Origin of the sequence: uncultured Castellaniella sp., assembly GCF_937988725.1 — a bacterium.
In the GTDB taxonomy this organism is placed as follows: Bacteria; Pseudomonadota; Gammaproteobacteria; order Burkholderiales; family Burkholderiaceae_B; genus Castellaniella.
This window is the reverse complement of sequence record NZ_CALKHS010000010.1, coordinates 399,552-423,020: the sequence shown is the minus strand read 5'-3', so window position 1 is coordinate 423,020 and position 23,469 is coordinate 399,552. Positions and strand designations below refer to the sequence as shown.

Here is a 23,469-nt window from a genome sequence, read left to right as displayed (position 1 = left end):
AGCTTGCTGAAAATGTAGGAAGAATAGTAGAATTATAGGCTTCGCTGTAAATAGCGTGCATGGCCTACCATGGGTGTCTTTGACTAGCCCTTGCCTGCAAGACCGAGTGCGTCTTGGATGCAGGACATGTTAGTCCCGGATGCTGGCCATGTACAAGACCAAACCCTTTGGAGATCCATTCCATGAGCCTCATGCGTGAAATGCTGGAAGCTGGTGTGCACTTTGGCCACCAGACCCGTTACTGGAACCCGAAAATGGCCGAATACATTTTCGGCCAGCGCAACAAGATTCACATCGTCAACCTGGAACGCACGGTTGAAAAGTACCTGGAAGCCACGCAATTCGTGCGCCAGGTGGCGGCCCGCGGCGGCAACGTGCTCTTCGTGGGCACGAAGCGCTCCGCCCGCGAACTGGTGGCGGCCGAAGCCCAGCGCTGCGGCATGCCCTACGTCGACAGCCGCTGGCTGGGCGGCATGATGACCAACTTCAAGACGGTCAAGACCTCCATCAAGCGCCTGAAGGACATGGAAGCCCAGCAGGCCGAAGGCGCCACCGAGCACATGAGCAAGAAAGAAGCGCTCATGTTCGAACGCGAACTGGTCAAGCTGAACAAGTCCATCGGCGGCATCAAGGACATGAACACCCTGCCCGACGCCCTGTTCATCATCGACGTGGGCTACCACAAGATCGCCGTGGCCGAAGCACGCACCCTGGGCATCCCGGTGGTCGGCGTGGTGGACACCAACCATTCGCCCGAAGGCATCGACTACGTCATCCCCGGCAACGACGATTCCAGCAAGGCCATCGCCCTGTATGCCCGCGGCATGGCGGACGCCGTCCTGGCCGGTCGTGAGCAGAGCCTCAATGGCCTGGTCGAAGAACTGGCCGAAGGCGAGGAATTCATCGAGGTCGAGCAGGATCAGCACGAGGAATAAGTCCTCGTCCCTCGTCCCCCCTGGCGCGGGCTCGTTCCGCGCCAGCCAGTCCGATACCGGCACCAGCCGGTATCTGCATTGATCGAACAGGAGAATCGAATGGCTCAAATCACCGCTGCCATGGTCAAGGAACTGCGCGAAAAGACCGACGCGCCCATGATGGAATGCAAGAAGGCCCTGACGGAAGCCGAGGGCGACCTGGCCCGAGCTGAAGAACTGCTGCGCGTCAAGCTCGGCAGCAAGGCCTCCAAGGCCGCCAACCGCGTCACGGCCGAAGGCCTGATCGGCCTGTACATCGCCGCCGACGGCAAGACCGGCGCTCTGGTCGAAGTCAACTGCGAAACCGACTTCGTCGCCAAGAACGACGATTTCGTCGCCTTCGTCAATGATCTGGCCCGCCTGGTCTCCGAACACAATCCGGCCGACGTCGCCGCCCTGGGCCAGTGCGCCATGGGCGAGGGCACCGTCGAAACCACCCGCACGGCCCTGATCGGCAAGATCGGCGAAAACATGTCCGTGCGCCGCTTCCAGCGCTTTGAAACCGTGGACGGCCTGAACAGCTACGTGCACGGCGGGCGCATTGGCGTGCTGGTGGACTTCGCCGGCGCCGAGGAAGTCGGCAAGGATCTGGCCATGCACATCGCCGCCACCAAGCCCCGCGCCCTGGACGCGGGCGGCGTGGATCCGGCCCTGATCGCCGCCGAACGCTCGGTCGCCGAGCAGAAGGCCGCCGAATCGGGCAAGCCGGCCGAGATCGTCACCAAGATGGTCGAAGGCGCCGTGCAGAAGTTCCTCAAGGAAGTCACGCTGCTGTCGCAGCCCTTCGTGAAGAACGACAAGCAGTCCGTCGAGCAGATGCTCAAGGAAAAGAGCGCCCGCATCAACCGCTACACGCTGTTCGTGGTGGGCGAGGGCATCGAGAAGAAATCCGAGGACTTCGCCGCCGAAGTCGCCGCTGCCGCCAGCGGTTCCTGATTTCTTCCGATTCAGGTACGATGGCATCGCGCCGCGTGCGCGGTGCCGTTGCACGTCTGCTCCACCCGTTTTTTCCGTTTCGTCCTTCCAGGAACCTGGTGCATGTCAAATCCAGCCTACAAGCGCGTCCTTCTGAAATTGTCGGGCGAGGCGCTGATGGGGGGTGATGCCTTCGGCATCAACCGCGCGACCATTCTTCGCATGACCGAAGAAATTCACGGCATCGTGTCGCTCGGAGTGCAATTGGCCGTCGTGATCGGCGGCGGCAACATTTTCCGGGGCGTGGCGCCGGGCGCCCAGGGCATGGACCGGGCCACCGCCGACTACATGGGCATGCTGGCCACCGTCATGAACGGGCTGGCCCTGCAGGATGCCCTGAAGAACCACGGCGTGGATGCCCGCGTGCAGTCGGCCCTGAACATCGACCAGGTGGTCGAACGCTACATCCGCCCCAAGGCGCTGCGTTACCTGGAAGAAGGCAAGGTCGTGATCTTCGCGGCCGGCACCGGCAACCCTTTCTTCACGACCGACACCGCGGCGGCCCTGCGCGGCGCCGAAATCGGCGCGGAAATGGTCCTCAAGGCCACCAAGGTCGACGGCATCTACAGCGCCGATCCCAACAAGGACCCGAACGCCACCCGTTACTCGCGCATCAGCTTCGACGAGGCCATCGTGCGCCGCCTGGAAGTCATGGATGCGACGGCCTTCGCCTTGTGCCGCGACCAGAAGCTGCCCATCAAAGTCTTTTCGATCAATAAACCCGGGGCCCTGCGCCGCGTCGTCTGCGGCGAGGACGAAGGCACCCTGGTTCAGGTATAGGAACACCCCTCATGAGCCTTTCCGACATTCGACGCTCGGCCGACGAGCGCATGGGTAAAACCATCGAATCCCTGAAGACCAGTCTGGGCAAGATCCGTACCGGCCGCGCTCATGCGGGCATCCTGGATCACGTCCTGGTGGAATATTACGGTTCTCCCGTGCCGATCAGCCAGGTGGCCAACGTCACCGTCATCGACGCCCGCACGCTCAGCGTCCAGGTCTGGGAAAAGACCATGGGGGCGGCGGTGGACAAGGCCATCCGCGAATCCGACCTGGGCCTCAATCCCATCGCCATGGGCGACAACATCCGCGTGCCCATGCCGGCCCTGACCGAAGAGCGCCGCCGCGACCTGACCAAGGTCGTGCGAGGCGAAGGCGAGGACGCCAAGGTCGCCGTGCGCAACCTGCGCCGCGACGCCAACGATGCGCTGAAGAAGCTGCTCAAGGACAAGGAGATCTCCGAGGACGACGAGCGCCGCGGCCAGGACGACATCCAGAAACTCACCGACCGCTACGTGGCCGATGTCGACAAGCTCGTCTCCCAGAAGGAAGCCGAGATCATGACGGTCTGACCGCCGTCTTCCGATGGCTCACAGCGGCATGACCCAGGCCAGCTCCACGCGCAGCATTCCCGCGACCGGACAGATCCCCCGACATGTGGCCATCATCATGGATGGCAACGGCCGCTGGGCCACGCAGCGCATGCTGCCGCGCACGGCGGGCCATGTGCGCGGCGTGCAGGCCGTGCGCCGCGCCGTCGAGGCCTGCGGGCGCCGGGGCGTCGAATACCTGACGCTGTTCGCCTTCAGTTCCGAGAACTGGCGCCGTCCGGCCCAGGAAGTCTCGCTGCTGATGAAGCTGTTCGTGCGCACCCTGGAAAAGGAAGTCGACAAGCTGATCGCTCAGGGCGTGCGCCTGCGCATCGTGGGCGATCTGACGCCTTTCGATCACAAGCTGCGGGATCTGATCCGCGACGCCGAGGCGCGCACCGCCGATCAATCCGCTCTGGTGCTGACCATCGCCGCCAACTACGGGGGGCGCTGGGACATCCTGCAGGCCGCGCGAGCCCTGCTGGCGGAGCGCCCCGATCTGGCCGATCACCCCGAACGGCTGGACGAGGAAGCCCTCGGCGCCCGGCTGGCCATGGCCTACGCGCCCGAGCCCGACCTGTTCATCCGCACCGGCGGCGAACAGCGCATCTCCAATTTCCTGATCTGGCAGCTGGCCTACACCGAGCTGTATTTCACCCCCTGTTACTGGCCCGATTTCGGGGCTGAGGACATCGATCAGGCCTTTGCCTGGTATCGTGACCGTGAACGGCGCTTTGGTCGCACCAGCGAACAATTGCGCGCGCAGACCTGAAAGGGGCTTCCATGTTGCGTCAAAGAGTCTTCACCGCGATCGTCCTGCTGCTGATCGTTGCGGGCGCCGTCTCCGCACCCACGCCCTGGCCCATGCTGTCGCTGCTGACGCTGATGACGGGCTGCGCCCTGTGGGAATGGTGGCGGCTGGTATGGCCGCATCCCCTGGCGCGCGGCGGGGCGGCCGTCCTGGCCGTCTGTATCCTGGGCATCGTATCGCGCCTGCTGGTCGACGGCCAGCCGGATGCGCACCGCGTGTTCCAGACGGTTCTGCTGCCTCTGGCGGTCGTCTTCTGGCTGCTGCCCGCGCCCTGGATGGTGGCGCGCGCCGGGGTGCCGGAGCGCTGTCCGTCCGCCGGGCTGGCGCTGGCCGGGGTCTTGGCGCTGGCGGCCACCTGGTATGCCTTGTCCTGGGTCTTCCTGCAGCATGGCGCGGGGGCGCTCATCAGCCTCTGGGCCCTGGTCTGGTGCGCCGATATCGCCGCCTATTTTGCCGGCCGCAGCCTGGGGCGTCATAAACTGGCTCCGCGCGTCAGTCCCGGCAAGACCTGGGAAGGCGCGGCGGGCGGGGTCCTGGCGGCCACGGCCTGGCTGCTGGCCACGGCCGCCTGGTGGCCCGGCAGCTACGGGGCGCTGCTGCAGCAGCGTCTGGGCTGGCCCGCGCTGGCGCTGGCCGGCATCGTGCTGGCCGCCTGGTCCATCGTCGGCGATCTGTTCGAATCCCTGTTGAAGCGCCGCGCGGGCGTCAAGGACTCCAGCCAGCTGCTGCCGGGGCACGGCGGGGTGTACGATCGGATCGATGCCGTGCTGCCTGTGGCGCCGGCCGCCATTCTTCTGCTGCTGATCGGATAAGTCATGCCTGCTGCTGTCCAAAGACTGTGCATTTTGGGGTCTACGGGGTCCATCGGGGTCAGTACCCTGGACGTCGTCGCCCGCCATCCGGATCGCCTGTCGGTGTACGCGCTGAGCGCCCATAGCCGCATCGAATCCCTGGCGGCCCAGGCCGCCGCCCATGCCGCGCGGGTGGTGATCGTGCCCGACGACGCCGCACGGCGGCGCTTCCTGGCCGCCTGGCCCGCCGGACGCGCGCTGCCCGAGATCCGCCAGGGGGCCCAGGCCCTGGCCGACACGGCGGCCGATCCCGAAGTCACGGCCGTGATGGCCGCCATCGTGGGGGCGGCCGGCCTGCCGGGCGCCCTGGCGGCGGCCCGGGCGGGCAAGCGGGTGCTGCTGGCCAACAAAGAAGCCCTGGTCGCGGCCGGCTCCCTGTTCATGCAGGCGGTGCGGGACGCGGGGGCGGAACTGCTGCCCATCGACAGCGAACACAACGCCATCTTCCAGTGCCTGCCGCAATCGGCGGATCGCGCCCGGGCCCCCGCGCAGCCCGCGCCGGGCGTGCGCCGCCTGCTCTTGACCGCTTCGGGCGGCCCTTTCCGCTGCACGGCGCTCGACGAGCTGGAACACGTCACTCCGGAACAGGCCTGCGCGCATCCCAACTGGCGCATGGGCCGCAAGATCTCCGTCGATTCCGCCACCATGCTGAACAAGGGGCTGGAGGTCATCGAGGCTCACTGGCTGTTCGCCATGCCGCTGGAACGCATCCAGGTCGTGATCCATCCCCAGAGCGTGGTGCATTCCATGGTCGAATACACCGACGGGTCCATCCTGGCTCAGCTGGGCCAGCCCGACATGCGCACGCCCATCGCCTTCGGCCTGGGCTATCCCGACCGCATCGACAGCGGGGTGGGGCTGCTGGAGCTCACCCGCCTGGGGCGCCTGGATTTTGAACCGCCCGATCTGCGGCGTTTCCCCTGCCTGCGCCTGTCGCTCGACGCCCTGAAGCAGGGGCAGGGCGCGTGCATCACCCTGAACGCGGCCAACGAGGTCGCCGTGGACGGCTTCCTGCATGGGCGCATCCGGTACACTCAGATATCCGCCATCATCGAACGCTGCCTGGGCGATTCCGTCCGTTCGGGCGTTTATGCGCCGGCCTCGCTGGAAGAAGTCCTGGATCTGGACGCGCATACCCGCCGGCTGGCGACGAGCTACTGTCAAGCCGCTTTGGGCTGAGTCTTCATGCTGTTCACGCTGTTCGCCTTCATCCTGGCCTTGGGCCTGCTGGTGACGTTCCACGAGCTGGGCCACTACTGGGTGGCCCGCCGGTGCGGGGTGCGCATCCTGCGGTTTTCCGTGGGCTTCGGCCCGGTCCTGTTGCGGCGCCACGACCGGCGCGGCACGGAATGGGCGGTGTCGGCCATTCCCCTGGGCGGTTACGTGAAGATGCTGGACGATGCGCCGCCGGGCGCCGATGCCGCCACGCGGCGGGCCGCCTTCAATGCCCAGCCCCTGTCCAGGCGGGTGGCGGTCGTGGCCGCCGGTCCGCTGGCCAACCTGCTGCTGGCCGCCGTCATCTATACGCTGCTGGGCCTGTGGGGCACCCAGGAACCCGCCGCCATCCTGGCGGCGCCGGCCGCCGGAACGCCCGCCGCCCAGGCGGGCCTGCAGGCGGGCGACCGCCTGACCGCCGTCGATGGCCGGGCGGTGGCGTCCTGGACCCAGGCCCGCTGGCAGCTGCTGGAACCCCTGGCCGGGGGCGGACAGGTGACGCTGTCGGCGCAGACGCCGCAGCATGCCGTCCGGCAGGCGACGCTGCAACTGAGTTCCCACGATTTCGGGCCGGACGGCCCCGATCCCCTGGCTCAGGCGGGGCTGGCCCTGCAGGCGCCCCGGGCGGTCATCGGCACGGTGAACGCGGACGGCGTCGCCCGGCAGGCCGGCCTGCAGGCCGGCGACGTGGTGCTTGCCGCCGGAGGACAGGAAGGGCCGTCCGTGCAGGCTTTCGTGCGCATCGTGCAGGAACATCCGGGTCAGCCGCTGGCGCTGCGGGTGCAGCGGCAGTCCGCCGCACTGGATCTCACCCTGACGCCGGCGGCCGTGGACGACGCCGGCCGGACGGTGGGCCGGATCGGCGCGCTCATCGAAGCGCGCCAGCCGCTGGTGCTGGTGCGCCTGGGGCCGCTGGAGAGCCTGTGGTCGGGCGCGCGCCGCACCTGGGACACGAGCCTCTTCACCGTGCGCATGATGGGCCGCATGGTGGCGGGCGCCGTGTCCTGGCGCAACATCAGCGGACCGGTCACGATCGCCGAATATGCCGGCCAGACGGCCCGCCTCGGCCTGGAGGCCTACCTGAGCTTCCTGGCCCTGATCAGCATCAGCATCGGGGTGCTGAATCTGCTGCCGATCCCCATGCTGGACGGCGGCCATCTGTTGTTCTACCTGATCGAGGCGCTGCGCGGCGGGCGGCCGGTCTCCGATCGTGTCCGCGACCTGGGGTCGAGGGTCGGGATGGGTTTGGTATTCAGTCTCATGTTTCTCGCCTTGTTCAATGATTTTTCGCGGCTTTTCAGGTGATCGGATTGTGACTTACAATCGCGCATCACTTGTCCCATGTCCCTCCCGCGGCTGAAAAGGATTGCCAGGATGTCGTCTCTCCGGAACTCTCGTCTCATCAAGCGCGCCATTCCCCTGGTGCTGGCTGCCTTGCTGGCGCCGGCCGTGGCGGCCGCCTTCACGCCTTTTGTCGTGCGCGACATTCAGGTGCAAGGCATCGAACGGGTGGATCCTGGCACGATCTTCACCTATCTTCCTGTGAAAATCGGCCAAACCTTCACCGAGGAAGAGGCCGCCACCGCCATCCAGAAGCTGTACGGCACGGGCTTCTTCAGCGACGTCAAGATCGATTCCCGGGGCGACGTGCTGGTCGTCTCCGTCAAGGAACGGCCGACCATCGCCTCCATCAACTTCAACGGCATGCGCGAATTCGATGCCAAGGCGCTGACGAAATCCCTGTCCCAGGTGGGCTTCGGCCAGGGCCGCATCTTCGATCAGGCCATGCTGGACCGCGCCGTCTTCGAATTGAAGCAGCAGTATCTGTCCAAGGGCAAGTACGGCGTGCAGATCAGTCCGGTGATCACGCCGCTGCCGCGCAATCGCGTGGGGGTCAGCTTCGACATCTTCGAGGGCGGCGTCGCCACCATCGACAAGATCGAATTCATCGGCAACGAGGCCTTTTCTTCCAGCACCCTGGAAGACCAGATGGAACTGACCACTGGCGGCATGATGACCTGGTACACGGGCACCAACAAGTATTCGCGCGAAAAGCTGGAAGGCGACGTCGAACGCATCCGTTCGTACTACCTGGACCGCGGCTACCTGGAATTTTCCATGGAACCGCCGCAGGTCACGATCTCGCCCGATCGCAAGAACATCTACATCACCATGACGGTGCATGAAGGCAAGCCCTACAAGCTGGGCGCGGTCGACATGGCCGGCGACCTGCTGGGCCTGGACGACAAGCTCAAGCCCCTGGTCACGGTCAAGGAAGGCGAAACCTTCTCGGCCGAAAAGACCAACGCGGTGGCCAAGTCCATCACCGACTACCTGGGGTCTCTGGGCTACGCCTTCGCCAACGTCAACCCCAGCCCGGCCCTGGATCGCGACACCCACGTCGCCAAGCTGACCTTCTACGTCGATCCGGGCCGCCGCGTCTATGTGCGCCGCATCAACGTCGGCGGCAACACCCGCACCCGCGACGAAGTCGTGCGCCGGGAAATGCGCCAGCAGGAAGCCGCCTGGTACGACGCCTCCAGCATCAAGACTTCGAAGGAACGCGTCGACCGCCTGGGCTACTTCAGCGAAGTCGACGTCAAGACCGACCCTGTGCCGGGTTCCCCCGACGAGGTCGACGTCAATGTGGACGTCAAGGAAAAGCCCACCGGCATGATCAATCTGGGCGTGGGCTACGGCACCACCGACAAGCTGATGCTGTCGGCCGGCATCAGCCAGGACAACGTCTTCGGCAGCGGCAATTCCCTGTCGCTGAACGTCAACACCAGCAAGACCAACCGCGCGGCCGTGCTGTCGCACACCAATCCCTACTGGACCCAGGACGGCATCAGCAAGACCACGTCCCTGTACTACCGCCGCACCACGCCGTACGACGTGGCCGACAGCGGTTCGCGGGGCTGGTACACGATCGAATCCATGGGCCTGGGCCTGAATTTCGGCGTGCCGATTTCGGAAGTCGACCGGGTCTTCGCCGGGGTGACCTTCGAGCGCAATTCGCTCAAGGACATCCGGCGCAGCGGCGTCAATCCGGCGCCTCTGGCCTACCAGCAGTTCGCGGATCAATACGGCGAAACCACCAATGCCGGCATCTTCACAGTGGGCTGGTCCAAGGACACCCGCGACAGCGCCCTGGCGCCCCATCGCGGCAGCTACACCCGTCTGTCGACCGACGTCTCCACCATGGATCTGCGCTACTACAAGCTGTCGGGCCAGCAGCAATACTACCTGCCGCTGGGCCGCGCCTTCACGCTGGCACTGAACGGCCAGGTGGACTGGGCCAAGACCTACGGCAGCAGCGGCAAGGCTTTCCCCGTCATCAAGAACATGTATGCCGGCGGCATCGGCTCGGTGCGCGGCTACGAGGGCGCTTCGCTGGGGCCTCGCGACTCGCTGACCGACACCTTCCTGGGCGGCTCCCGGCGGATCGTCGGCAACGTGCAGCTGTATCTGCCGTTCCCGGGGGCGTCGCGCGACCGCACCCTGCGCTGGTTCATGTTCTCCGACGTGGGGCAGGTCGCCAACACCGACGGTTCGCCGTGCGCCCAGGGACAGTACGGCCAGGTGGCCGATCCCTGCGGCTGGAAGTATTCCGCCGGTCTGGGCCTGTCCTGGGAATCCCCCCTGGGGCCGCTGCAGCTGTCCTTCGGCCGGGCACTGAACGCCAAGGAAGGCGACCAGAAGCAGGTCTTCCAGTTCCAGATCGGCACAGGTTTCTGATTCCGATCGTTTAATGGCACAATAGTTCTTTTTTATCGCAGCCTTTTGGGCAGGTGGTTTTATCATCATGATTCTTTCAGGTTTGAATGTTTCAACGTTGGCGCAGCGCGCCGTCTCCAGCCACCGTGCCCTGGCCGTGGCGGCTGCAATCGGTCTGGGGGTGCTGTTCGTCGCCCCGTCCTACGCCCAGAGCACCAAGATCGGCTTCGTCAGCACCGAACGCATCCTGCGCGATTCCAAGCCGGCCAAGGCCGCTCAGGCGAAGATCGAATCCGAATTCAAGAAGCGCGACCAGGATCTGCAGAAGCTGTCCGACAGCCTGCGGGCCCAGGCGCAGAAGCTCGACAAGGACGCTCCCGTGCTGTCCGAAGCCGAACGCGTGAAGCGTCAGCGCCAGCTGCAAGACATGGATTCCGACCTGCAGCGCAAGCGTCGTGAATTCCAGGAAGACTTCAATCGCCGCCGCAACGAGGAATTCTCCTCGATCGTGGAAAAGGCCGACGCTGCCATCAAGAAGATCGCCGAGCAGCAGAACTACGACCTGATCATCCAGGACGCCGTGACGGTCAGCCCGCGCGTGGACATCACCGACCAGGTCATCAAGGCTCTGGGCGGCTGATTCCCGATGCCGGTGTTGCTTGCGCCCCAGCGGGCTCCTGCGTTGTCACATCTGTTGCAGGCTGCCGACTCGGTCGGGCTGGGATGCAGCATCACCGGCGCAGCCGATGCGGACGCGCTGCCGATAGCGGGGCTCGGATCCCTGAATGCGGCCGGCGCGACCGAAATCAGTTTCCTCTCCAATCCGCGCCTGCAAGGGCAACTCGCCCAGTGTCGGGCGGCGGCGGTGATCCTTCGCGCCGAGGACTGGGCGGCCTTCCAGACCGCCCATCCGGAACCGCCCGGCTGGGTGCCGGTGCTGTGCAGCCAGCCGTATCTCATGTACGCGCTGCTGGCGCAATGGTTCGACCGGCACCGCCTGGAGGGTCTGCCCCGGGGCATCCATCCCAGCGCCGTGATCGCGGCGGACGCCGTCCTCGAGGACGACGTCCATGTCGGGCCGCTGGCGGTCATCGAATCCCGCACGCGCGTCGGCGCCGGCACGCGCATCGGCGCGGGCTGCATCATCGGACCGGATTGCGCCATCGGGCGCGACAGTCTCCTGCATGCGCGCGTGACGCTCTATCACGGCGTGCGGGTGGGGGATCGGGCCATCCTGCATTCCGGCGTGGTGCTGGGGGCGGACGGTTTCGGCTTCGCGCCGGACCCCCGCACGCCCGGCGCCTGGGCGAAGATCGCCCAGCTGGGGGGCGTGCGGATCGGCGACGATGTGGAGATCGGCGCCAACACCACGGTGGACCGCGGCGCGGTGGAAGACACCGTGCTGGGCCATGGCGTCAAGCTCGATAACCAGATCATGATCGGTCATAATTGCCGCATCGGGGATCATACGGCCATGGCCGCCTGCGTGGGGGTGGCCGGCTCCACCACCATGGGCCGGCGCTGCGTGATCGGCGGCGCGGCCATGTTCGGCGGGCATCTGACGCTGGGCGACGATGTGCATATTTCCGGCGGCACCGCGGTGACGTCCGATATTCTCAAGGCGGGCCGCTATACCGGGGTCTTTCCCGTGGCGGAACACGGCGCGTGGCAACATAATGCAGCAGTCATCGGTCAGCTGGCCCAGTTGCGCAAGCGCCTCCGCGCTGCGGAACAGCAAGCGGCCAGCCGGGCTGAGCCGAAGAACAACAAGCAGGACACACGATAATGGAACTCGATATCAAAGACATCATGGAACGGCTGCCGCACCGGCAGCCGATGCTGCTCGTGGACCGCGTCCTGGAAATGGACCCGGGCAAGAGCATCGTCGCCATCAAAAATGTCACCTATAACGAACCGTTTTTTCAGGGGCATTTCGCGCATCACCCCGTGATGCCCGGGGTGCTGATCATCGAGGCCCTGGCCCAGGCGGCCGCCTTGTTTTCCTTCGCCGATGCCGGGGCGCCCAACCTGGCCAGCACCAAGATCGCCTATTACCTGGTGGGCGTCGACGGGGCGCGGTTTCGCCGGCCGGTCGTGCCGGGCGACCAGTTGCGCATGGAAGTCTCCGCCGACAAGCTCAGCCGCTCGATCTGCAAGTACACGGCCGTGGCCAAGGTCGGCGACCAGATCGCGGCGGAAGCCAAGATCATGTGCGCGGTGCGCATCCTGGAAGAATAATGACGGCGGCGCAGATCCATCCCACGGCCATCGTCGCGCCAGGAGCCGTGCTGGGTGACAAGGTCAGCATCGGTCCCTACAGCATCATCGGGGAACACGTCCGCCTCGGGGCGGGCACGCGCGTCGGACCGCATTGCGTGATCGACGGGCACACCACCATCGGGCCGGACAATCACTTCTATCGCTTCTGCTCGATCGGCGGCATTCCCCAGGACAAGAAGTACCAGGGCGAACCCACCACGCTGGAGATCGGCGCCGGCAACACCTTCCGGGAATTCGTGACGGTCAACATCGGCACCGCGCAGGACGTGGGCGCCACCCGGCTGGGCGACGACAACTGGATCATGGCCTACGTGCACATCGCCCATGATTGTCAGTTGGGCAGCCACATCGTCATGGCCAACAGCGTCCAGCTCGCCGGACACATCCATATCGGCGACTGGGCGATCGTGGGCGGGCTGTCGGCCGTGCACCAGTTCGTCCGCATCGGGGCGCACACCATGATCGGCGGCACCAGTTCCGTGCGCCAGGACGTTCCGCCCTACGTGATCGGCGCGGGGGATTCCTTCCGGCCGGTCGGCATCAACTCCGAAGGCCTGAGCCGGCGAGGCTTCACCGCCGCCGACATCCAGGTCTTGAAAGACGCCTACAAGATCCTGTATCGCCGCAAGCTGGACGTCGAACAGGCGATCCAGGCGCTGGCGGCCTTGCAGGCGGATCATCCGGCCGAGGCCCCCGCCGTGCAGACGCTGCTGGATTTCCTGCGGGCATCCAATCGGGGCATCGCGCGCCCATGATCGCACCGAGCCGGTCCGGCCCTGCGAACGATCCGGCGCGAGGCCGCCCGGGCCGGCCATGACGGCTCCTGGAATCCGCGCCGCCATCGTCGCGGGCGAACCCTCCGGGGACCTGCTGGCCGCCCGCATGATCCGGGGGCTGCGGGCGCGGGATCCCTCCGCTGCGGCGGCGGGCATCGGCGGTCCGGCGATGGCCCGCGCGGGCTTTCAGGCCTGGCATCCCATGGATGCCCTGTCGGTCTTCGGCTACGTCGATGCGCTGCGGCAGGCGCCGCGCTTGATCCGCACCTGGCGCGACACCCGACGCCGCGTCCTGGCCGAGCGTCCCGACGTGTTCGTCGGGGTCGATGCGCCCGATTTCAATCTGCGGCTGGAAGAAAAACTGCGGGCGGCCGGCATTCCCACCGTGCATTTCGTCGGTCCGTCGATCTGGGCCTGGCGCTTCGAGCGCATCCACCAGATCCGCCGGGCGGTGTCGCACATGCTGGTGCTGTTCCCCTTCGAGGTCGATCTCTATCGCGAGCAGGGCGTTCCCGTCACCTACGTGGGACACCCCCTGGCGGAACTCATCCCCAAGGCGCCCGACCGCGCGGCGGCCCGGGCCGCGCTGAACCTGGATCCGGGGCGCCGGGTCCTGGCGCTGATGCCCGGCAGCCGGGAGTCCGAAGTGCGCCTGCTGGCGCCCCGGTTCCTCCAGGCGGCGCAACTCCTGCTGCGTCAGGATCCGGATCTGCAGATCGTCGTGCCCGTCGTCAACGCCCGGCGCCGCGCCCAGTTCGAGGCCATCCTGGCGCAGATTCCGGTGCCGGAATGCCGGGTGCTGGAAACGCTGCCGTCCGAGCCCGGCGTCGCGTCGCGCCAGGACGGGCTGGATTCCGCGGAATGGCCGGTCGCCTGGCATGCGATGGAGGCCGCGGACGCCGTGCTGGTCGCCAGCGGCACAGCGACGCTGGAGGCCGCCCTGTTCAAGCGGCCTCTGGTCATCTCCTACGTCATCAGCCCCTGGATGCGGCGCATCATGGCCTGGAAGTCCGGCCAGGACGCGCCCAGCCTGCCCTGGGTGGGCCTGCCCAACATCCTGGAGCGGGAATTCGTCGTGCCCGAACTGCTGCAGGAAGCCGCCACGCCGGAGGCCCTGGCGGAACAGACCTGGGTGGCGCTGAGCGACCGCGACCATGGCCAGCGGGTGGCGCGGCGCTTCGCCGCCCTGCACGAGACCCTTGACCGCGATACGCCGGGCCTGGCCGCCGAAGCCATTCTGCGAGTCTGCCATGATCATGCAGCCTGAGCTGTTCACGGCGCCGCCGCCTGCGCCGGACTGGATCGCCGGAGTGGACGAGGCGGGCAGGGGGCCGCTGGCGGGGCCGGTCTTCGCCGCCGCCGTCATCCTGGACCCCGATCGTCCCATCGAAGGACTGGCGGATTCGAAGAAGCTCAGCGCCCGGCGGCGCGAGGTCCTGGCGCAGCAGATCCGCGAGCGGGCGCTGGCCTGGGCCATCGCCCAGGCGGACGTCGAGACGATCGACCGCGTGAACATCCTGCAGGCGACGCTGCTGGCCATGAGCCAGGCGTGCGCCGCGCTTTCGCGTCCGCCGCGGCTGATCCTGGTGGACGGCAACCGCCTGCCGGCGGGACTGCCGTGCGCCGCGCGCGCCGTGATCGGCGGCGACGCCCTGGAGCCCGCCATTTCGGCCGCCTCGATTCTGGCCAAGACCGCCCGCGACGCCTGCTGCCTGGCTTTGCACGCCCAGTATCCGGGCTATGCCTTCGACCAGCACAAAGGCTATGGCACGGCGCTGCATCTGGAGCGCCTGATGCAATTCGGTCCCTGCCCGGCGCACCGGCGCAGTTTCGCCCCCGTCCGGCGGCTTCTACAGGATACCCAGGCATGAGCATCGCGGCGCCCGTGCGGCACATCGCCTCGCGCGACAATCCGGATTACCGGCTCTGGCTGCGCCTGGCCCAGGGCCGGCCCGGCCGTCGCGAAAGCCGCGTCATTCTGGAAGGCGAGCACCTGTGCCGCGCCTGGCTGGAGCACAACGGTCCGCCGCAGGCCCTGATCGTCAGCGAGGCGATCCAGGCGCAGTCTCCGGGCTGGATCAAGCCCCTGTGGCAGGACTGCGAGACCACGCGCCGCATCGTGCTCGAGGATCATCTTGCGCGGATGCTGTCCCAGGTGGAGCACGGTCCCGCCGTCTTTTTCCTGGTGGAACCGCCCGTGCCGGTTTTGCCGGACCGGATCACGGAGGGCTGCCTGTGGCTGGACCGGGTGCAGGATCCCGGCAATCTGGGCACCCTGTTGCGCACGGCCGCCGCCGCCGGTCTGTCGGCCGCCTATCTGTCGGAGGGCTGCGCGGCGGCCTGGTCGCCTAAAACGCTGCGCAGCGGGCAGGGCGCCCACTTCGCCCTGGACATCCATGAGCACGCCGATCTGCAGGCCCTGCGCGATCGCCTGCGGGTGCCCCTGGCGGCCACCACCCTGGAACGGGCGCAGTCCGTGCATCGCCAGGATCTGCGGCAGCCCTGCGCCTGGCTGTTCGGCAATGAAGGACGCGGCGTGGCGGCCGATCTGCTGGAGGCCGCCGACTGGCGGGTGCACATTCCGCAGTCCGCGGGGGTCGAGTCCCTGAACGTCGCGGCCGCCGCAGCCATCTGCCTGTTCGAGCAGCGCCGGCAGCAGGGAAGCTGAATCCGCGCGATCCGGGGGAGCCGCCCAGACGGCGCGTCCCCTGCGCGGCGGCCTTCGTTCAGTAGGTGGTGCGGTCCAGCCCGACCTCGTCCAGGATCTTGGTGGAGATTTCTTCGATGGAGCGCGTCGTGGTGGACAGCCACGGGATGTTTTCCATGCGCATCAGGCGTTCCGCGTCGGCGATTTCCTGGCGGCATTGCTTCAGGGACGCATAGGTGCTGTTGGGCCGGCGCTCGTTGCGCACTTCCGCCAGGCGCTCGGGCTGGATCGACAGGCCGAACAGCTTGCGCCGGAAGGGCAGCAGCGTGGCGGGCAGCGCGCCCCGGTCGAAATCTTCCGGGATCAGGGGGTAGTTGGCCGCCTTGACCGCGTACTGCATGGCCAGGTACAGGCTGGTGGGGGTCTTGCCGCAGCGCGACACCCCCACCAGGATGACGTCGGCCTGTTCCAGGCCCTGGATGTACTGGCCGTCGTCGTGGGCCAGGCTGAAATTGATGGCTTCGATGCGGTTGTTGTATTGCTTGGACAGGCCGTTGGTGTGCGAACGGCCCACCGAGCGGCTGGATTTCACGCCCAGCACGCCTTCCAGGTGCTGCACGAAGGCGCCGAACAGGTCCAGGAAGATGCAGGGGGCCTCGCGGATGCGGTCGGCGATTTCCGGATCGACCAGCGTGCTGAACACCAGGGGCGGGGGGCCGCCCTGGTCCGCCCGCAGGGTGATGCGCCGCGCGGCGGCGTCGGCCTTCTCGACCGAGTCGATGAAGGGCAGGCGCACCGCCTGGAAGGCGATTTCCTCGAATTGCGACAGAACCGCATGGCTGAAGGTTTCAGCGGTAATCCCGGTGCTGTCCGAGACGATGAACACGGGGCGTTCGATGACGGGATCGATCATGGATTTTGAACCACCAGGCCTGAGAAACGGTACAATCCGCGAAGGTTACCAGTCACCTGATGGTCAGGCAAGGCTGGTTTGCCGGACGCATGCCGGCCGCAGGCGGCCGATGCCTTTCCAGGGCATCCGCCGCCGCGCGGTCCGCGTTCCCGGGGCTTTGCCCCCCGGGCGGCGTGCGTCCCGCAAACACGCTTTTTCTATCTCAAAGGTGACATCATGTCGTACGTTGTATCTTTCGAGCAGCTCCGCATGTCGGACGTGGACTCGGTAGGGGGTAAGAACGCTTCTCTCGGTGAAATGATCAGCCAGCTGGCCGGCGCCGGGGTCCGGGTGCCGGGCGGCTTCGCGACCACCGCGGACGCATTTCGCGATTTCCTGAAATCCACCGGGCTGGACGACCGCATCAAGGCGCGCCTGGACGCCCTGAATGCCGACGACGTGCGCGAACTGGCCGCCGCCGGCGCGGAAATCCGCCAGTGGGTGATCGACACCCCGTTCCCGGCCGCCTTCGAACAGGCCATCCGCGGCGCCTTCGCCCAGCTGGATGCCGACGGCAAGGGCTCGTTCGCCGTGCGCTCGTCGGCCACCGCCGAAGACCTGCCCGATGCGTCCTTCGCCGGCCAGCAGGAAACCTACCTGAACGTGGTCGGCATCGACGACGTGCTGGAAAAGATCCGCCACGTGTTCGCGTCCCTGTACAACGACCGCGCGATTTCCTATCGCGTGCACAAAGGCTATGCGCACGCCGAGGTCGCCCTGTCTGCCGGCATCCAGCGCATGGTGCGTTCGGACAAGGGCAGCGCCGGCGTGATGTTCACGCTGGACACGGAATCCGGCTTCAAGGACGTCGTCTTCATCACCTCGTCCTACGGCCTGGGCGAAACCGTGGTCCAGGGCGCCGTGAATCCTGACGAGTTCTACGTCTTCAAGCCCACGCTGGCCGCCGGCCACTATCCCGTCATCAGCCGCCGCATCGGCTCGAAGCTCATCAAGATGGAATTCGACGAGCAGCGCGCCTCGGGCCATGCCGTGCGCACCGTGGAAGTCCCGGCCTCGGAACGCAACCGCTACTCCCTGACCGACGACGAGATCATCGAACTGGCGCGCTATGCGACCATCATCGAGAAGCACTACCAGCGACCCATGGACATCGAATGGGGCCGCGACGGCATCGACGGCAAGCTCTACATCCTGCAGGCCCGCCCGGAAACCGTGAAGTCCCAGCAGGGGCACCATGACGTGCAGGAACGCTATCGCCTGAAAGCCACGGGCGAAGTCCTGGTGCGCGGCCGGGCCATCGGCCAGAAGATCGGCTCGGGCACCGTGCGCGTGGTGGCGGACGCATCCGAAATGGACAAGGTCCGCTCGGGCGACATCCTGGTCACGGACATGACCGACCCCAACTGGGAACCGGTCATGAAGCTGGCATCGGCCATCGTCACCAACCGGGGCGGGCGCACCTGCCACGCGGCCATCATCGCGCGCGAACTCGGCATTCCGGCGGTGGTCGGCTGCGCCGACGCCACCGACGTGCTGGCCAACGGGCGCGAGGTCACGGTGTCCTGCGCCGAAGGCGACGAGGGCCACATCTACGATGGCCTGATCGAGACCGAGATCGAGGAAGTCCGCTGGGGCGAGATGCCCGACATCGGCCTGAAGGTCATGATGAACGTCGGCAACCCGCAGCTGGCCTTCGACTTCTCCCAGATTCCCAATGGGGGCGTGGGGCTGGCCCGGCTGGAATTCATCATCAACAACAACATCAACGTCCACCCCAAGGCCATCCTGGACTATCCCAACGTGGACGGCGACCTGAAAAAGGCCGTGGAATCCGCCGCCCGGGGCTATGCCAGCCCGCGCGCCTTCTTCGTGGAAAAACTGGCCGAAGGCATCGCCACCATCGGCGCCGCCTTCTATCCGAAGCCCGTCATCGTGCGCCTGTCGGACTTCAAGTCCAACGAATACCGCAAGCTGGTGGGCGGCTCGCGCTACGAGCCCGAGGAAGAGAACCCCATGCTGGGCTTCCGCGGGGCGTCGCGCTACATCTCCGAGGACTTCGCGGAATGCTTCCGCATGGAATGCGAAGCCCTGAAGAAAGTCCGCGACGAGATGGGCCTGACCAATGTGGAAATCATGGTGCCCTTCGTGCGCACCCTGGGCCAGGCGCAGCGCGTGGTGGAACTGCTGGCGTCGCACGGCCTGAAGCGCGGCGACAACGGCCTGCGTCTGATCATGATGTGCGAGGTCCCCACCAATGCCATCCTGGCCGATGAATTCCTGCAGTACTTCGACGGCTTCTCGATCGGATCCAACGACATGACCCAGCTGACCCTGGGTCTGGACCGCGATTCGGGCATGGAACTGCTGGCGGCCGATTTCGACGAGCGCGATCCGGCCGTGCAGTTCATGCTGCGCCGCGCCATCCAGGCCTGCCTGAAGGCCGGCAAGTACGTCGGCATCTGCGGCCAGGGCCCCAGCGATCACCCCGACCTGGCCCAGTGGCTGCGCGACGAAGGCATCCTGTCCATGTCCCTGAATCCGGACACGGTGGTGGATACCTGGCAGCGGCTGGCCGACACCAAGGTCGCCGCCTGATCGCATCGGGCTGCCGGCGTGTCCGCCGGCTGCTGAAGAGCCCCAGCCTTCATCGGCTGGGGTTTTTTCATGCGCATCGTTAAACTGGTTGCGCCATCATCCGTCGAGAATCCCTTCATGCTGTTTCATGCGCTTCTTTCATCCCCGCTGGGCGACATCCTGCTGTCGGCCGACGAGCATTGCCTGACCGGCCTGTATTTCACCGATCAGAGGGATTGTCCGCACCTGCCGGGGCTGGCCGCCGTGTCCGAGTCCGAGATCGTTTCCCGGCCGTCCGCGGGCGTGGTGCGAGGCAGGGCGGCGCGCACCCTGAAGGCCGTCCGGGCGGGCTCGGTGCCCGCCACGGGCGAGCTGTTTCCCCCGGATGTCCCGGCAACGGCCGGGGACGTGTCCGACGGGCAGGCGATGGTGCTGCGGCTGCTCCAGGCCGACATGCCGGCCGGCGCCCGGACCGTCCTGGAACAGACCCGGCGGGAACTGGACGAATACTGGCGCGGCGAGCGCAAGGTGTTCGGCGTGCCTCTGGATCCACAGGGCACCGCTTTTCAGAAACGGATCTGGCAGGCGCTGCTGGACGTGCCCTGCGGGGCGACCCTATCCTATGGAGAACTGGGCGAACAGGCCGGGCTGGGGGCGGGGCACGGTCGCGCCGTCGGCACCGCCGTGGGCAGCAACCCCATCAGCATCATCATTCCCTGCCACCGCATCCTGGCCCGCAACGGCACCCTGAACGGCTACGGCGGGGGGCTGAGCCGCAAGGCGCGGCTGCTGGAAATCGAAGGTTTCACGATCCGCGCCTAGTGCAAGGATTGGTCCGTGGCGGCCATCGGAGCCGAGATTGCCCCGTCGCCTGCGTCGCTCAGAACTCGCGCTTTTCGAACCAGTGCTGCGCGTAGGGGTTGGCGTTGTAGGGCGAGATTTCGACGTAACCGCTGCGCAGGTATAGGGCGCGCGCCTCGGCCAGGCTGTGATGCGTGTCCAGGCGCAGCACGGTCACCCCGGCCTCGGCGGCCTTGGCTTCCAGGGCCGCCAGCAAGCGCCGGGCGATGCCCAGGCCCCGCGCCGACGGCGCCACCCACATGCGCTTGATTTCCCCGTAGCCGTCTTCCCGATGGATCTTGAGGGCGCCGCAGCCGACCGCTTGCGCCTCCAGCCGTGCGATCAGCAGGTATCCTGCGGGGGGCGCCAGTTCCTCCGGGGTGGCCGAGACGGTCAGTTCGGGGTCGAAACCTTCGTCGAAGCGCGCCTGCAGTTCCTGGAAATAGGCCTGGATGCAGGCCCGGGCTTCCTCGCTGAATGGATCGGCGACCGCCACAGTGATGGAGGGTCCCTGCGGCGGGCGTTCAGTTCTGGTCATGGCCAACGCCAGGCATTGCCGCTGTGATGCGCTCAGCAGCGCCGACGGGAAGGCTGCCAAATTCCCGGGATACTGATCGGGAGCCTGTCATGGGCGTCAATCCTTGCTTTCGCGCCGGGTGTCATGCTTCATCAGGCGTTCTTTTTCGCGCGCCCAGTCCTTGTCGCGCTGGGTATCGCGCTTGTCGTGCAGTTTCTTGCCCCGTCCCAGGCCGAAATCCAGCTTGATGCGCCCGCCCTTGTAGTGCAGGTTCAAAGGAACCAGGGCATAGCCGCGCTGTTCGACCTTGCCTATCAGCTTGCTGATTTCCTGGGCGTGCAGCAGCAGCTTGCGCGTGCGGGTGGCGTTGGGATGGATGTGGGTGGACGCCGTGGGCAGGGGGCTGATGTGCATGCCCAGGATCCACAGAGCGCCGTCGCGCACGATCACGTAAGCTTCTTTCAGCTGGACGTGGCCGGCCCGGATGGCCTTGACCTCCCAGCCTTCCAGGACCAGCCCGGCCTCGAAGCGTTCCTCGATGAAGTAATCGTGGGTGGCCTTGCGATTTTCTACAATACTCATGGATAACGCATGCGCTGATAAAATCCTTCAATTCTATCCTAACCATCCGTCTTGCTGATGCATTCGATCCAACGCTCCGTCCTCGTCCCTTTCAGTTGCGCCCAGATGTTCGATCTGGTGGCCGACGTCGCGCGTTACCCCGAATTCATGCCCTGGTGCGGCGGGGCCGCGGTGCAGTGGCAGAACGAACAGGGCATGCAGGCCACGGTTCAGATCCATTTCGCCGGCATCCGCCAGAGCTTCACCACGCGCAACGACCACGACTATCCGAACAAGATCGTCTTTCACCTGGTGGACGGGCCGTTTTCCAATCTGACCGGGCACTGGGCCTTCCAGCCCCTGGGCGAGGACGGCTGCAAGGTCCTCTACACCATGGAATACGCGTTTTCCAGCCGCGCCCTGTCGGCGGTGATCGGTCCGGTGTTCAACCGCATCGCCACCAGCTTCATCGATTCCTTCACTCAGCGCGCCCACGCGGTCTACGGGGGCTGAGATGCGCGTGTCCGTCGCCTTTGCCGCGCCCGCGCGCCTGTGGCGCCGGGCGCTGGACGTCCCCGAGGGCGCCACGGCGGGGCAGGCCGTCGCCCTGAGCGGCTTCGCCCGGGAATTCCCCGAATTCACCGACGCGCCCCTGACGATGGGCGTCTACGGCGAACGCTGCGGCCCGCAGCGCCTGCTGCGCGAAGGCGACCGCGTCGAACTCTGCCGGCCTCTGGTGTTCGACCCCCTGGAGTCCCGACGCCGCCGGGCCGCCCATCGGCAGATCAAGGGACAGCGGTCCAAGTAGGCCGGGGCGGCCTTTCTCTCCGGCAAGCGCCTTCAGTGCGCCGCGCCCGTCTCTTCGGCCGGGGTCCGATCCGGCATCGGCGGCTTGCCATACAGGCCGGTGTGTTCATCTCCCCAGGATTTCAAGGCCAGCAGGATGGGTTCCATGCTGCGTCCCAGAGAGGACAGGCGATAGTCCACCCTGGGCGGCACCTGCGCGTAGACCGTCCGCTCGATCAGGCCGTCTTCCTCCAGTTCACGCAGCTGCCGCGTCAGCATGCGGGGCGAGACATTGGCGATCTGGCGGCGAAGTTCGCTGAAACGCAGCGTCCCGCCCAGCAGATGGAACAGCACGACGGATTTCCATTTGCCCTCGATCAGGCCGATCGCGGCTTCGACCGCGCATCCGGGGCTGCAGTCGAAGCGTGAATGTTTGGATTTGGCCACCTTGGTATCCTTTTTGTCACTATGGGCTGAATTTGTGCGTAGAGACAAAATCATGAATGACGGTATTCTGCAGGCACCTTCATTTTCAGACAAGCAGGAGTCTTCATGAAAGCCATCGGATACCGCCGGACCGGCCCCATCGACCGGCCGGACGCGCTCGTGGATATCGAGCTGGACCGCCCCGGTCCCACGGGCCATGACCTGTTGGTGGAGATCGCGGCCGTGTCCGTCAATCCGGTGGACACCAAGATCCGGCAGCGCGTGGAACCCGAGGGCGCCGACTGGAAGGTCCTGGGCTGGGACGCATCCGGCCGCGTGGTGGCGGTCGGCCCCGAGGCCAGCCGCTTCAAGCCCGGGGACGAGGTGTTCTACGCGGGCGCCTTGACGCGGCCGGGAACCAACAGCGAATTCCATCTGGTGGACGAGCGGATCGTCGGGCGCAAGCCGGCGACGCTGGATCATGCTCAGGCGGCCGCTTTGCCCCTGACGGCGCTGACGGCATGGGAGATGCTGTTCGACCGCCTGGACGTGCGCCGACCGGTGCCCGGCGCCGCGGATGCGGTCCTGATCATCGGCGGGGCGGGGGGCGTGGGCTCCATGGCCATCCAACTGCTCAAGGCGCTGACCGGCCTGACGGTCATCGCCACGGCGTCCCGTCCCGAAACGCGGGACTGGGTGCGGTCTCTGGGCGCCGACCATGTGGTGGACCACCGCCAGCCCCTGGCGGCGCAACTGGGCGCGCTGGGCCTGGGCGACCCGGCCTTCGTCTTTTCGACGACCGCCACCGGCCAGCACCTGGCCGACGTGGTCGAACTCATCGCCCCGCAGGGGCGCTTCGGCCTGATCGACGATCCGGAGTCCCTGGACATCCGGGGGTTCAAGCGCAAGTCCGTCTCGGTCCATTGGGAGTTCATGTTCACCCGTTCCCTGTTCGGCACGGCGGACATGGGTGAACAGGGCCGCGTGCTGGATGAGGTCGCCCGCCTGGCGGATGCCGGCCGCATCCGCAGCACGCTGACGCGGCGCATGGGTCCCATCAACGCCGACACGCTGAAGCAGGCGCACGCCCTGCAGGAAAGCGGCCGGGCGTGCGGCAAGACCGTGCTGGAAGGGTTCTGAGGACGTGTGTCGGGGTGTCGGACCCGGAGTCCGGCCGCGCGGATTGTCACCCGATTGACAGCCGCGCCGGCCGGGCTGAATTAAGGTGGACCCATT

Annotated in this window: 25 protein-coding genes; 21 read left to right on the top strand and 4 right to left on the bottom strand. The window is 66.6% G+C overall.

Features of this window, described 5'->3' with window-relative positions; all coding sequences use genetic code 11:
* Nucleotides 1–182: 182 nt before the first annotated feature.
* The 16 genes from rpsB to Q0263_RS12330 all read left to right on the top strand — a co-directional run bounded on the left by rpsB (nt 183) and on the right by Q0263_RS12330 (nt 15,637).
* Entirely contained in the window at nt 183–935 is a 753-nt protein-coding gene (rpsB, locus tag Q0263_RS12405; RefSeq protein ID WP_298016458.1) for a 30S ribosomal protein S2, read from the top strand.
* A gap of 99 nt (nt 936–1,034) precedes the next feature.
* Nucleotides 1,035–1,910, top strand: coding sequence for a translation elongation factor Ts (gene tsf, locus Q0263_RS12400; protein ID WP_298016456.1), 876 nt, complete (start codon nt 1,035–1,037; stop codon nt 1,908–1,910).
* 102 nt (nt 1,911–2,012) lie between these two features.
* Nucleotides 2,013–2,729 (top strand): UMP kinase, encoded by a 717-nt coding sequence (pyrH, locus tag Q0263_RS12395; protein WP_066455616.1) that lies wholly within the window; start codon nt 2,013–2,015, stop codon nt 2,727–2,729.
* A gap of 11 nt (nt 2,730–2,740) precedes the next feature.
* Nucleotides 2,741–3,301, top strand: coding sequence for a ribosome recycling factor (frr, locus tag Q0263_RS12390; protein WP_298016449.1), 561 nt, complete (start codon nt 2,741–2,743; stop codon nt 3,299–3,301).
* A 28-nt stretch (nt 3,302–3,329) separates the two neighbouring features.
* On the top strand, nt 3,330–4,091 hold the full coding sequence (uppS, locus tag Q0263_RS12385) for a polyprenyl diphosphate synthase (RefSeq protein ID WP_298016446.1): 762 nt from the start codon (nt 3,330–3,332) through the stop codon (nt 4,089–4,091).
* An 11-nt stretch (nt 4,092–4,102) separates the two neighbouring features.
* Nucleotides 4,103–4,942: a phosphatidate cytidylyltransferase gene (locus tag Q0263_RS12380; protein WP_298016443.1), complete on the top strand. Its 840-nt coding sequence runs from the start codon at nt 4,103–4,105 to the stop codon at nt 4,940–4,942.
* Nucleotides 4,943–4,945: 3 nt separating this feature from the next.
* On the top strand, nt 4,946–6,160 hold the full coding sequence (locus tag Q0263_RS12375) for a 1-deoxy-D-xylulose-5-phosphate reductoisomerase (RefSeq protein ID WP_298016440.1): 1,215 nt from the start codon (nt 4,946–4,948) through the stop codon (nt 6,158–6,160).
* Between the two features lie 6 nt (nt 6,161–6,166).
* Entirely contained in the window at nt 6,167–7,501 is a 1,335-nt protein-coding gene (gene rseP, locus Q0263_RS12370; RefSeq protein WP_298016437.1) for an RIP metalloprotease RseP, read from the top strand.
* Between the two features lie 69 nt (nt 7,502–7,570).
* Nucleotides 7,571–9,934, top strand: coding sequence for an outer membrane protein assembly factor BamA (gene bamA / locus Q0263_RS12365; RefSeq protein WP_298016434.1), 2,364 nt, complete (start codon nt 7,571–7,573; stop codon nt 9,932–9,934).
* Between the two features lie 130 nt (nt 9,935–10,064).
* Nucleotides 10,065–10,553, top strand: a complete 489-nt coding sequence (locus tag Q0263_RS12360; RefSeq protein ID WP_298019066.1) for an OmpH family outer membrane protein — start codon at nt 10,065–10,067, stop codon at nt 10,551–10,553.
* 6 nt (nt 10,554–10,559) lie between these two features.
* Nucleotides 10,560–11,699, top strand: a complete 1,140-nt coding sequence (lpxD, locus tag Q0263_RS12355; protein ID WP_298016431.1) for a UDP-3-O-(3-hydroxymyristoyl)glucosamine N-acyltransferase — start codon at nt 10,560–10,562, stop codon at nt 11,697–11,699.
* Entirely contained in the window at nt 11,699–12,151 is a 453-nt protein-coding gene (gene fabZ / locus Q0263_RS12350; protein ID WP_291768721.1) for a 3-hydroxyacyl-ACP dehydratase FabZ, read from the top strand. Before lpxD ends, fabZ begins: the two co-directional genes overlap by 1 nt.
* The gene (gene lpxA / locus Q0263_RS12345) at nt 12,151–12,948 is read left to right on the top strand and encodes an acyl-ACP--UDP-N-acetylglucosamine O-acyltransferase (protein ID WP_298016425.1); all 798 of its coding nucleotides are present in this window, start codon (nt 12,151–12,153) and stop codon (nt 12,946–12,948) included. Before fabZ ends, lpxA begins: the two co-directional genes overlap by 1 nt.
* 58 nt (nt 12,949–13,006) lie before the next feature.
* Entirely contained in the window at nt 13,007–14,236 is a 1,230-nt protein-coding gene (gene lpxB, locus Q0263_RS12340) for a lipid-A-disaccharide synthase (RefSeq protein ID WP_298016422.1), read from the top strand.
* Entirely contained in the window at nt 14,223–14,840 is a 618-nt protein-coding gene (rnhB, locus tag Q0263_RS12335; RefSeq protein WP_298019063.1) for a ribonuclease HII, read from the top strand. The genes lpxB and rnhB overlap by 14 nt, the downstream gene beginning before the upstream one ends.
* Nucleotides 14,841–14,854: 14 nt before the next feature.
* Complete coding sequence (locus Q0263_RS12330; protein WP_298019060.1) at nt 14,855–15,637, top strand: RNA methyltransferase; 783 nt, start codon at nt 14,855–14,857, stop codon at nt 15,635–15,637.
* A 58-nt stretch (nt 15,638–15,695) separates the two neighbouring features.
* Here the strand turns inward: Q0263_RS12330 and Q0263_RS12325 are convergent, their stop codons facing one another.
* Nucleotides 15,696–16,529: a pyruvate, water dikinase regulatory protein gene (locus tag Q0263_RS12325; protein ID WP_298016419.1), complete on the bottom strand. Its 834-nt coding sequence runs from the start codon at nt 16,527–16,529 to the stop codon at nt 15,696–15,698.
* Nucleotides 16,530–16,745: 216 nt separating this feature from the next.
* Here Q0263_RS12325 and ppsA point away from each other — a divergent pair, with 216 nt between their 5' ends.
* A complete protein-coding gene (gene ppsA, locus Q0263_RS12320) occupies nt 16,746–19,124 on the top strand; it encodes a phosphoenolpyruvate synthase (RefSeq protein WP_298016414.1) in 2,379 nt (792 codons plus the stop codon).
* A gap of 69 nt (nt 19,125–19,193) precedes the next feature.
* Nucleotides 19,194–19,925, top strand: coding sequence for a methylated-DNA--[protein]-cysteine S-methyltransferase (locus tag Q0263_RS12315; RefSeq protein ID WP_298016411.1), 732 nt, complete (start codon nt 19,194–19,196; stop codon nt 19,923–19,925).
* 58 nt (nt 19,926–19,983) lie between these two features.
* Here Q0263_RS12315 and Q0263_RS12310 read toward each other — a convergent pair whose 3' ends face one another.
* The gene (locus Q0263_RS12310; RefSeq protein ID WP_298016407.1) at nt 19,984–20,481 is read right to left on the bottom strand and encodes a GNAT family N-acetyltransferase; all 498 of its coding nucleotides are present in this window, start codon (nt 20,479–20,481) and stop codon (nt 19,984–19,986) included.
* Nucleotides 20,482–20,577: 96 nt separating this feature from the next.
* On the bottom strand, nt 20,578–21,042 hold the full coding sequence (gene smpB, locus Q0263_RS12305) for an SsrA-binding protein SmpB (RefSeq protein WP_298016404.1): 465 nt from the start codon (nt 21,040–21,042) through the stop codon (nt 20,578–20,580).
* A 57-nt stretch (nt 21,043–21,099) separates the two neighbouring features.
* On the opposite strand from smpB, the gene Q0263_RS12300 reads away from it, so the two are divergent.
* Nucleotides 21,100–21,534: a type II toxin-antitoxin system RatA family toxin gene (locus Q0263_RS12300; protein WP_298016401.1), complete on the top strand. Its 435-nt coding sequence runs from the start codon at nt 21,100–21,102 to the stop codon at nt 21,532–21,534.
* Nucleotide 21,535: 1 nt separating this feature from the next.
* Entirely contained in the window at nt 21,536–21,829 is a 294-nt protein-coding gene (locus tag Q0263_RS12295) for an RnfH family protein (RefSeq protein ID WP_298016398.1), read from the top strand.
* 32 nt (nt 21,830–21,861) lie between these two features.
* Here Q0263_RS12295 and Q0263_RS12290 read toward each other — a convergent pair whose 3' ends face one another.
* Nucleotides 21,862–22,254, bottom strand: coding sequence for a helix-turn-helix domain-containing protein (locus Q0263_RS12290; RefSeq protein WP_298016395.1), 393 nt, complete (start codon nt 22,252–22,254; stop codon nt 21,862–21,864).
* 105 nt (nt 22,255–22,359) lie between these two features.
* On the opposite strand from Q0263_RS12290, the gene Q0263_RS12285 reads away from it, so the two are divergent.
* Nucleotides 22,360–23,373 (top strand): zinc-binding alcohol dehydrogenase family protein, encoded by a 1,014-nt coding sequence (locus tag Q0263_RS12285; protein ID WP_298016392.1) that lies wholly within the window; start codon nt 22,360–22,362, stop codon nt 23,371–23,373.
* Nucleotides 23,374–23,469: the final 96 nt, after the last annotated feature.

Bases quoted from the DNA above. Each gene is read 5' to 3' on its own strand.
- rpsB (WP_298016458.1), top strand. From the start codon at position 183: ATGAGCCTCATGCGTGAAATGCTGGAAGCTGGTGTGCACTTTGGCCAC.
- tsf (WP_298016456.1), top strand. From the start codon at position 1,035: ATGGCTCAAATCACCGCTGCCATGGTCAAGGAACTGCGCGAAAAGACC.
- pyrH (WP_066455616.1), top strand. From the start codon at position 2,013: ATGTCAAATCCAGCCTACAAGCGCGTCCTTCTGAAATTGTCGGGCGAG.
- frr (WP_298016449.1), top strand. From the start codon at position 2,741: ATGAGCCTTTCCGACATTCGACGCTCGGCCGACGAGCGCATGGGTAAA.
- uppS (WP_298016446.1), top strand. From the start codon at position 3,330: ATGACCCAGGCCAGCTCCACGCGCAGCATTCCCGCGACCGGACAGATC.
- Q0263_RS12380 (WP_298016443.1), top strand. From the start codon at position 4,103: ATGTTGCGTCAAAGAGTCTTCACCGCGATCGTCCTGCTGCTGATCGTT.
- Q0263_RS12375 (WP_298016440.1), top strand. From the start codon at position 4,946: ATGCCTGCTGCTGTCCAAAGACTGTGCATTTTGGGGTCTACGGGGTCC.
- rseP (WP_298016437.1), top strand. From the start codon at position 6,167: ATGCTGTTCACGCTGTTCGCCTTCATCCTGGCCTTGGGCCTGCTGGTG.
- bamA (WP_298016434.1), top strand. From the start codon at position 7,571: ATGTCGTCTCTCCGGAACTCTCGTCTCATCAAGCGCGCCATTCCCCTG.
- lpxD (WP_298016431.1), top strand. From the start codon at position 10,560: ATGCCGGTGTTGCTTGCGCCCCAGCGGGCTCCTGCGTTGTCACATCTG.
- fabZ (WP_291768721.1), top strand. From the start codon at position 11,699: ATGGAACTCGATATCAAAGACATCATGGAACGGCTGCCGCACCGGCAG.
- lpxA (WP_298016425.1), top strand. From the start codon at position 12,151: ATGACGGCGGCGCAGATCCATCCCACGGCCATCGTCGCGCCAGGAGCC.
- lpxB (WP_298016422.1), top strand. From the start codon at position 13,007: ATGACGGCTCCTGGAATCCGCGCCGCCATCGTCGCGGGCGAACCCTCC.
- Q0263_RS12325 (WP_298016419.1), bottom strand. From the start codon at position 16,529: ATGATCGATCCCGTCATCGAACGCCCCGTGTTCATCGTCTCGGACAGC.
- ppsA (WP_298016414.1), top strand. From the start codon at position 16,746: ATGTCGTACGTTGTATCTTTCGAGCAGCTCCGCATGTCGGACGTGGAC.
- Q0263_RS12315 (WP_298016411.1), top strand. From the start codon at position 19,194: ATGCGCATCGTTAAACTGGTTGCGCCATCATCCGTCGAGAATCCCTTC.
- Q0263_RS12310 (WP_298016407.1), bottom strand. From the start codon at position 20,481: ATGACCAGAACTGAACGCCCGCCGCAGGGACCCTCCATCACTGTGGCG.
- smpB (WP_298016404.1), bottom strand. From the start codon at position 21,042: ATGAGTATTGTAGAAAATCGCAAGGCCACCCACGATTACTTCATCGAG.
- Q0263_RS12300 (WP_298016401.1), top strand. From the start codon at position 21,100: ATGCATTCGATCCAACGCTCCGTCCTCGTCCCTTTCAGTTGCGCCCAG.
- Q0263_RS12295 (WP_298016398.1), top strand. From the start codon at position 21,536: ATGCGCGTGTCCGTCGCCTTTGCCGCGCCCGCGCGCCTGTGGCGCCGG.
- Q0263_RS12285 (WP_298016392.1), top strand. From the start codon at position 22,360: ATGAAAGCCATCGGATACCGCCGGACCGGCCCCATCGACCGGCCGGAC.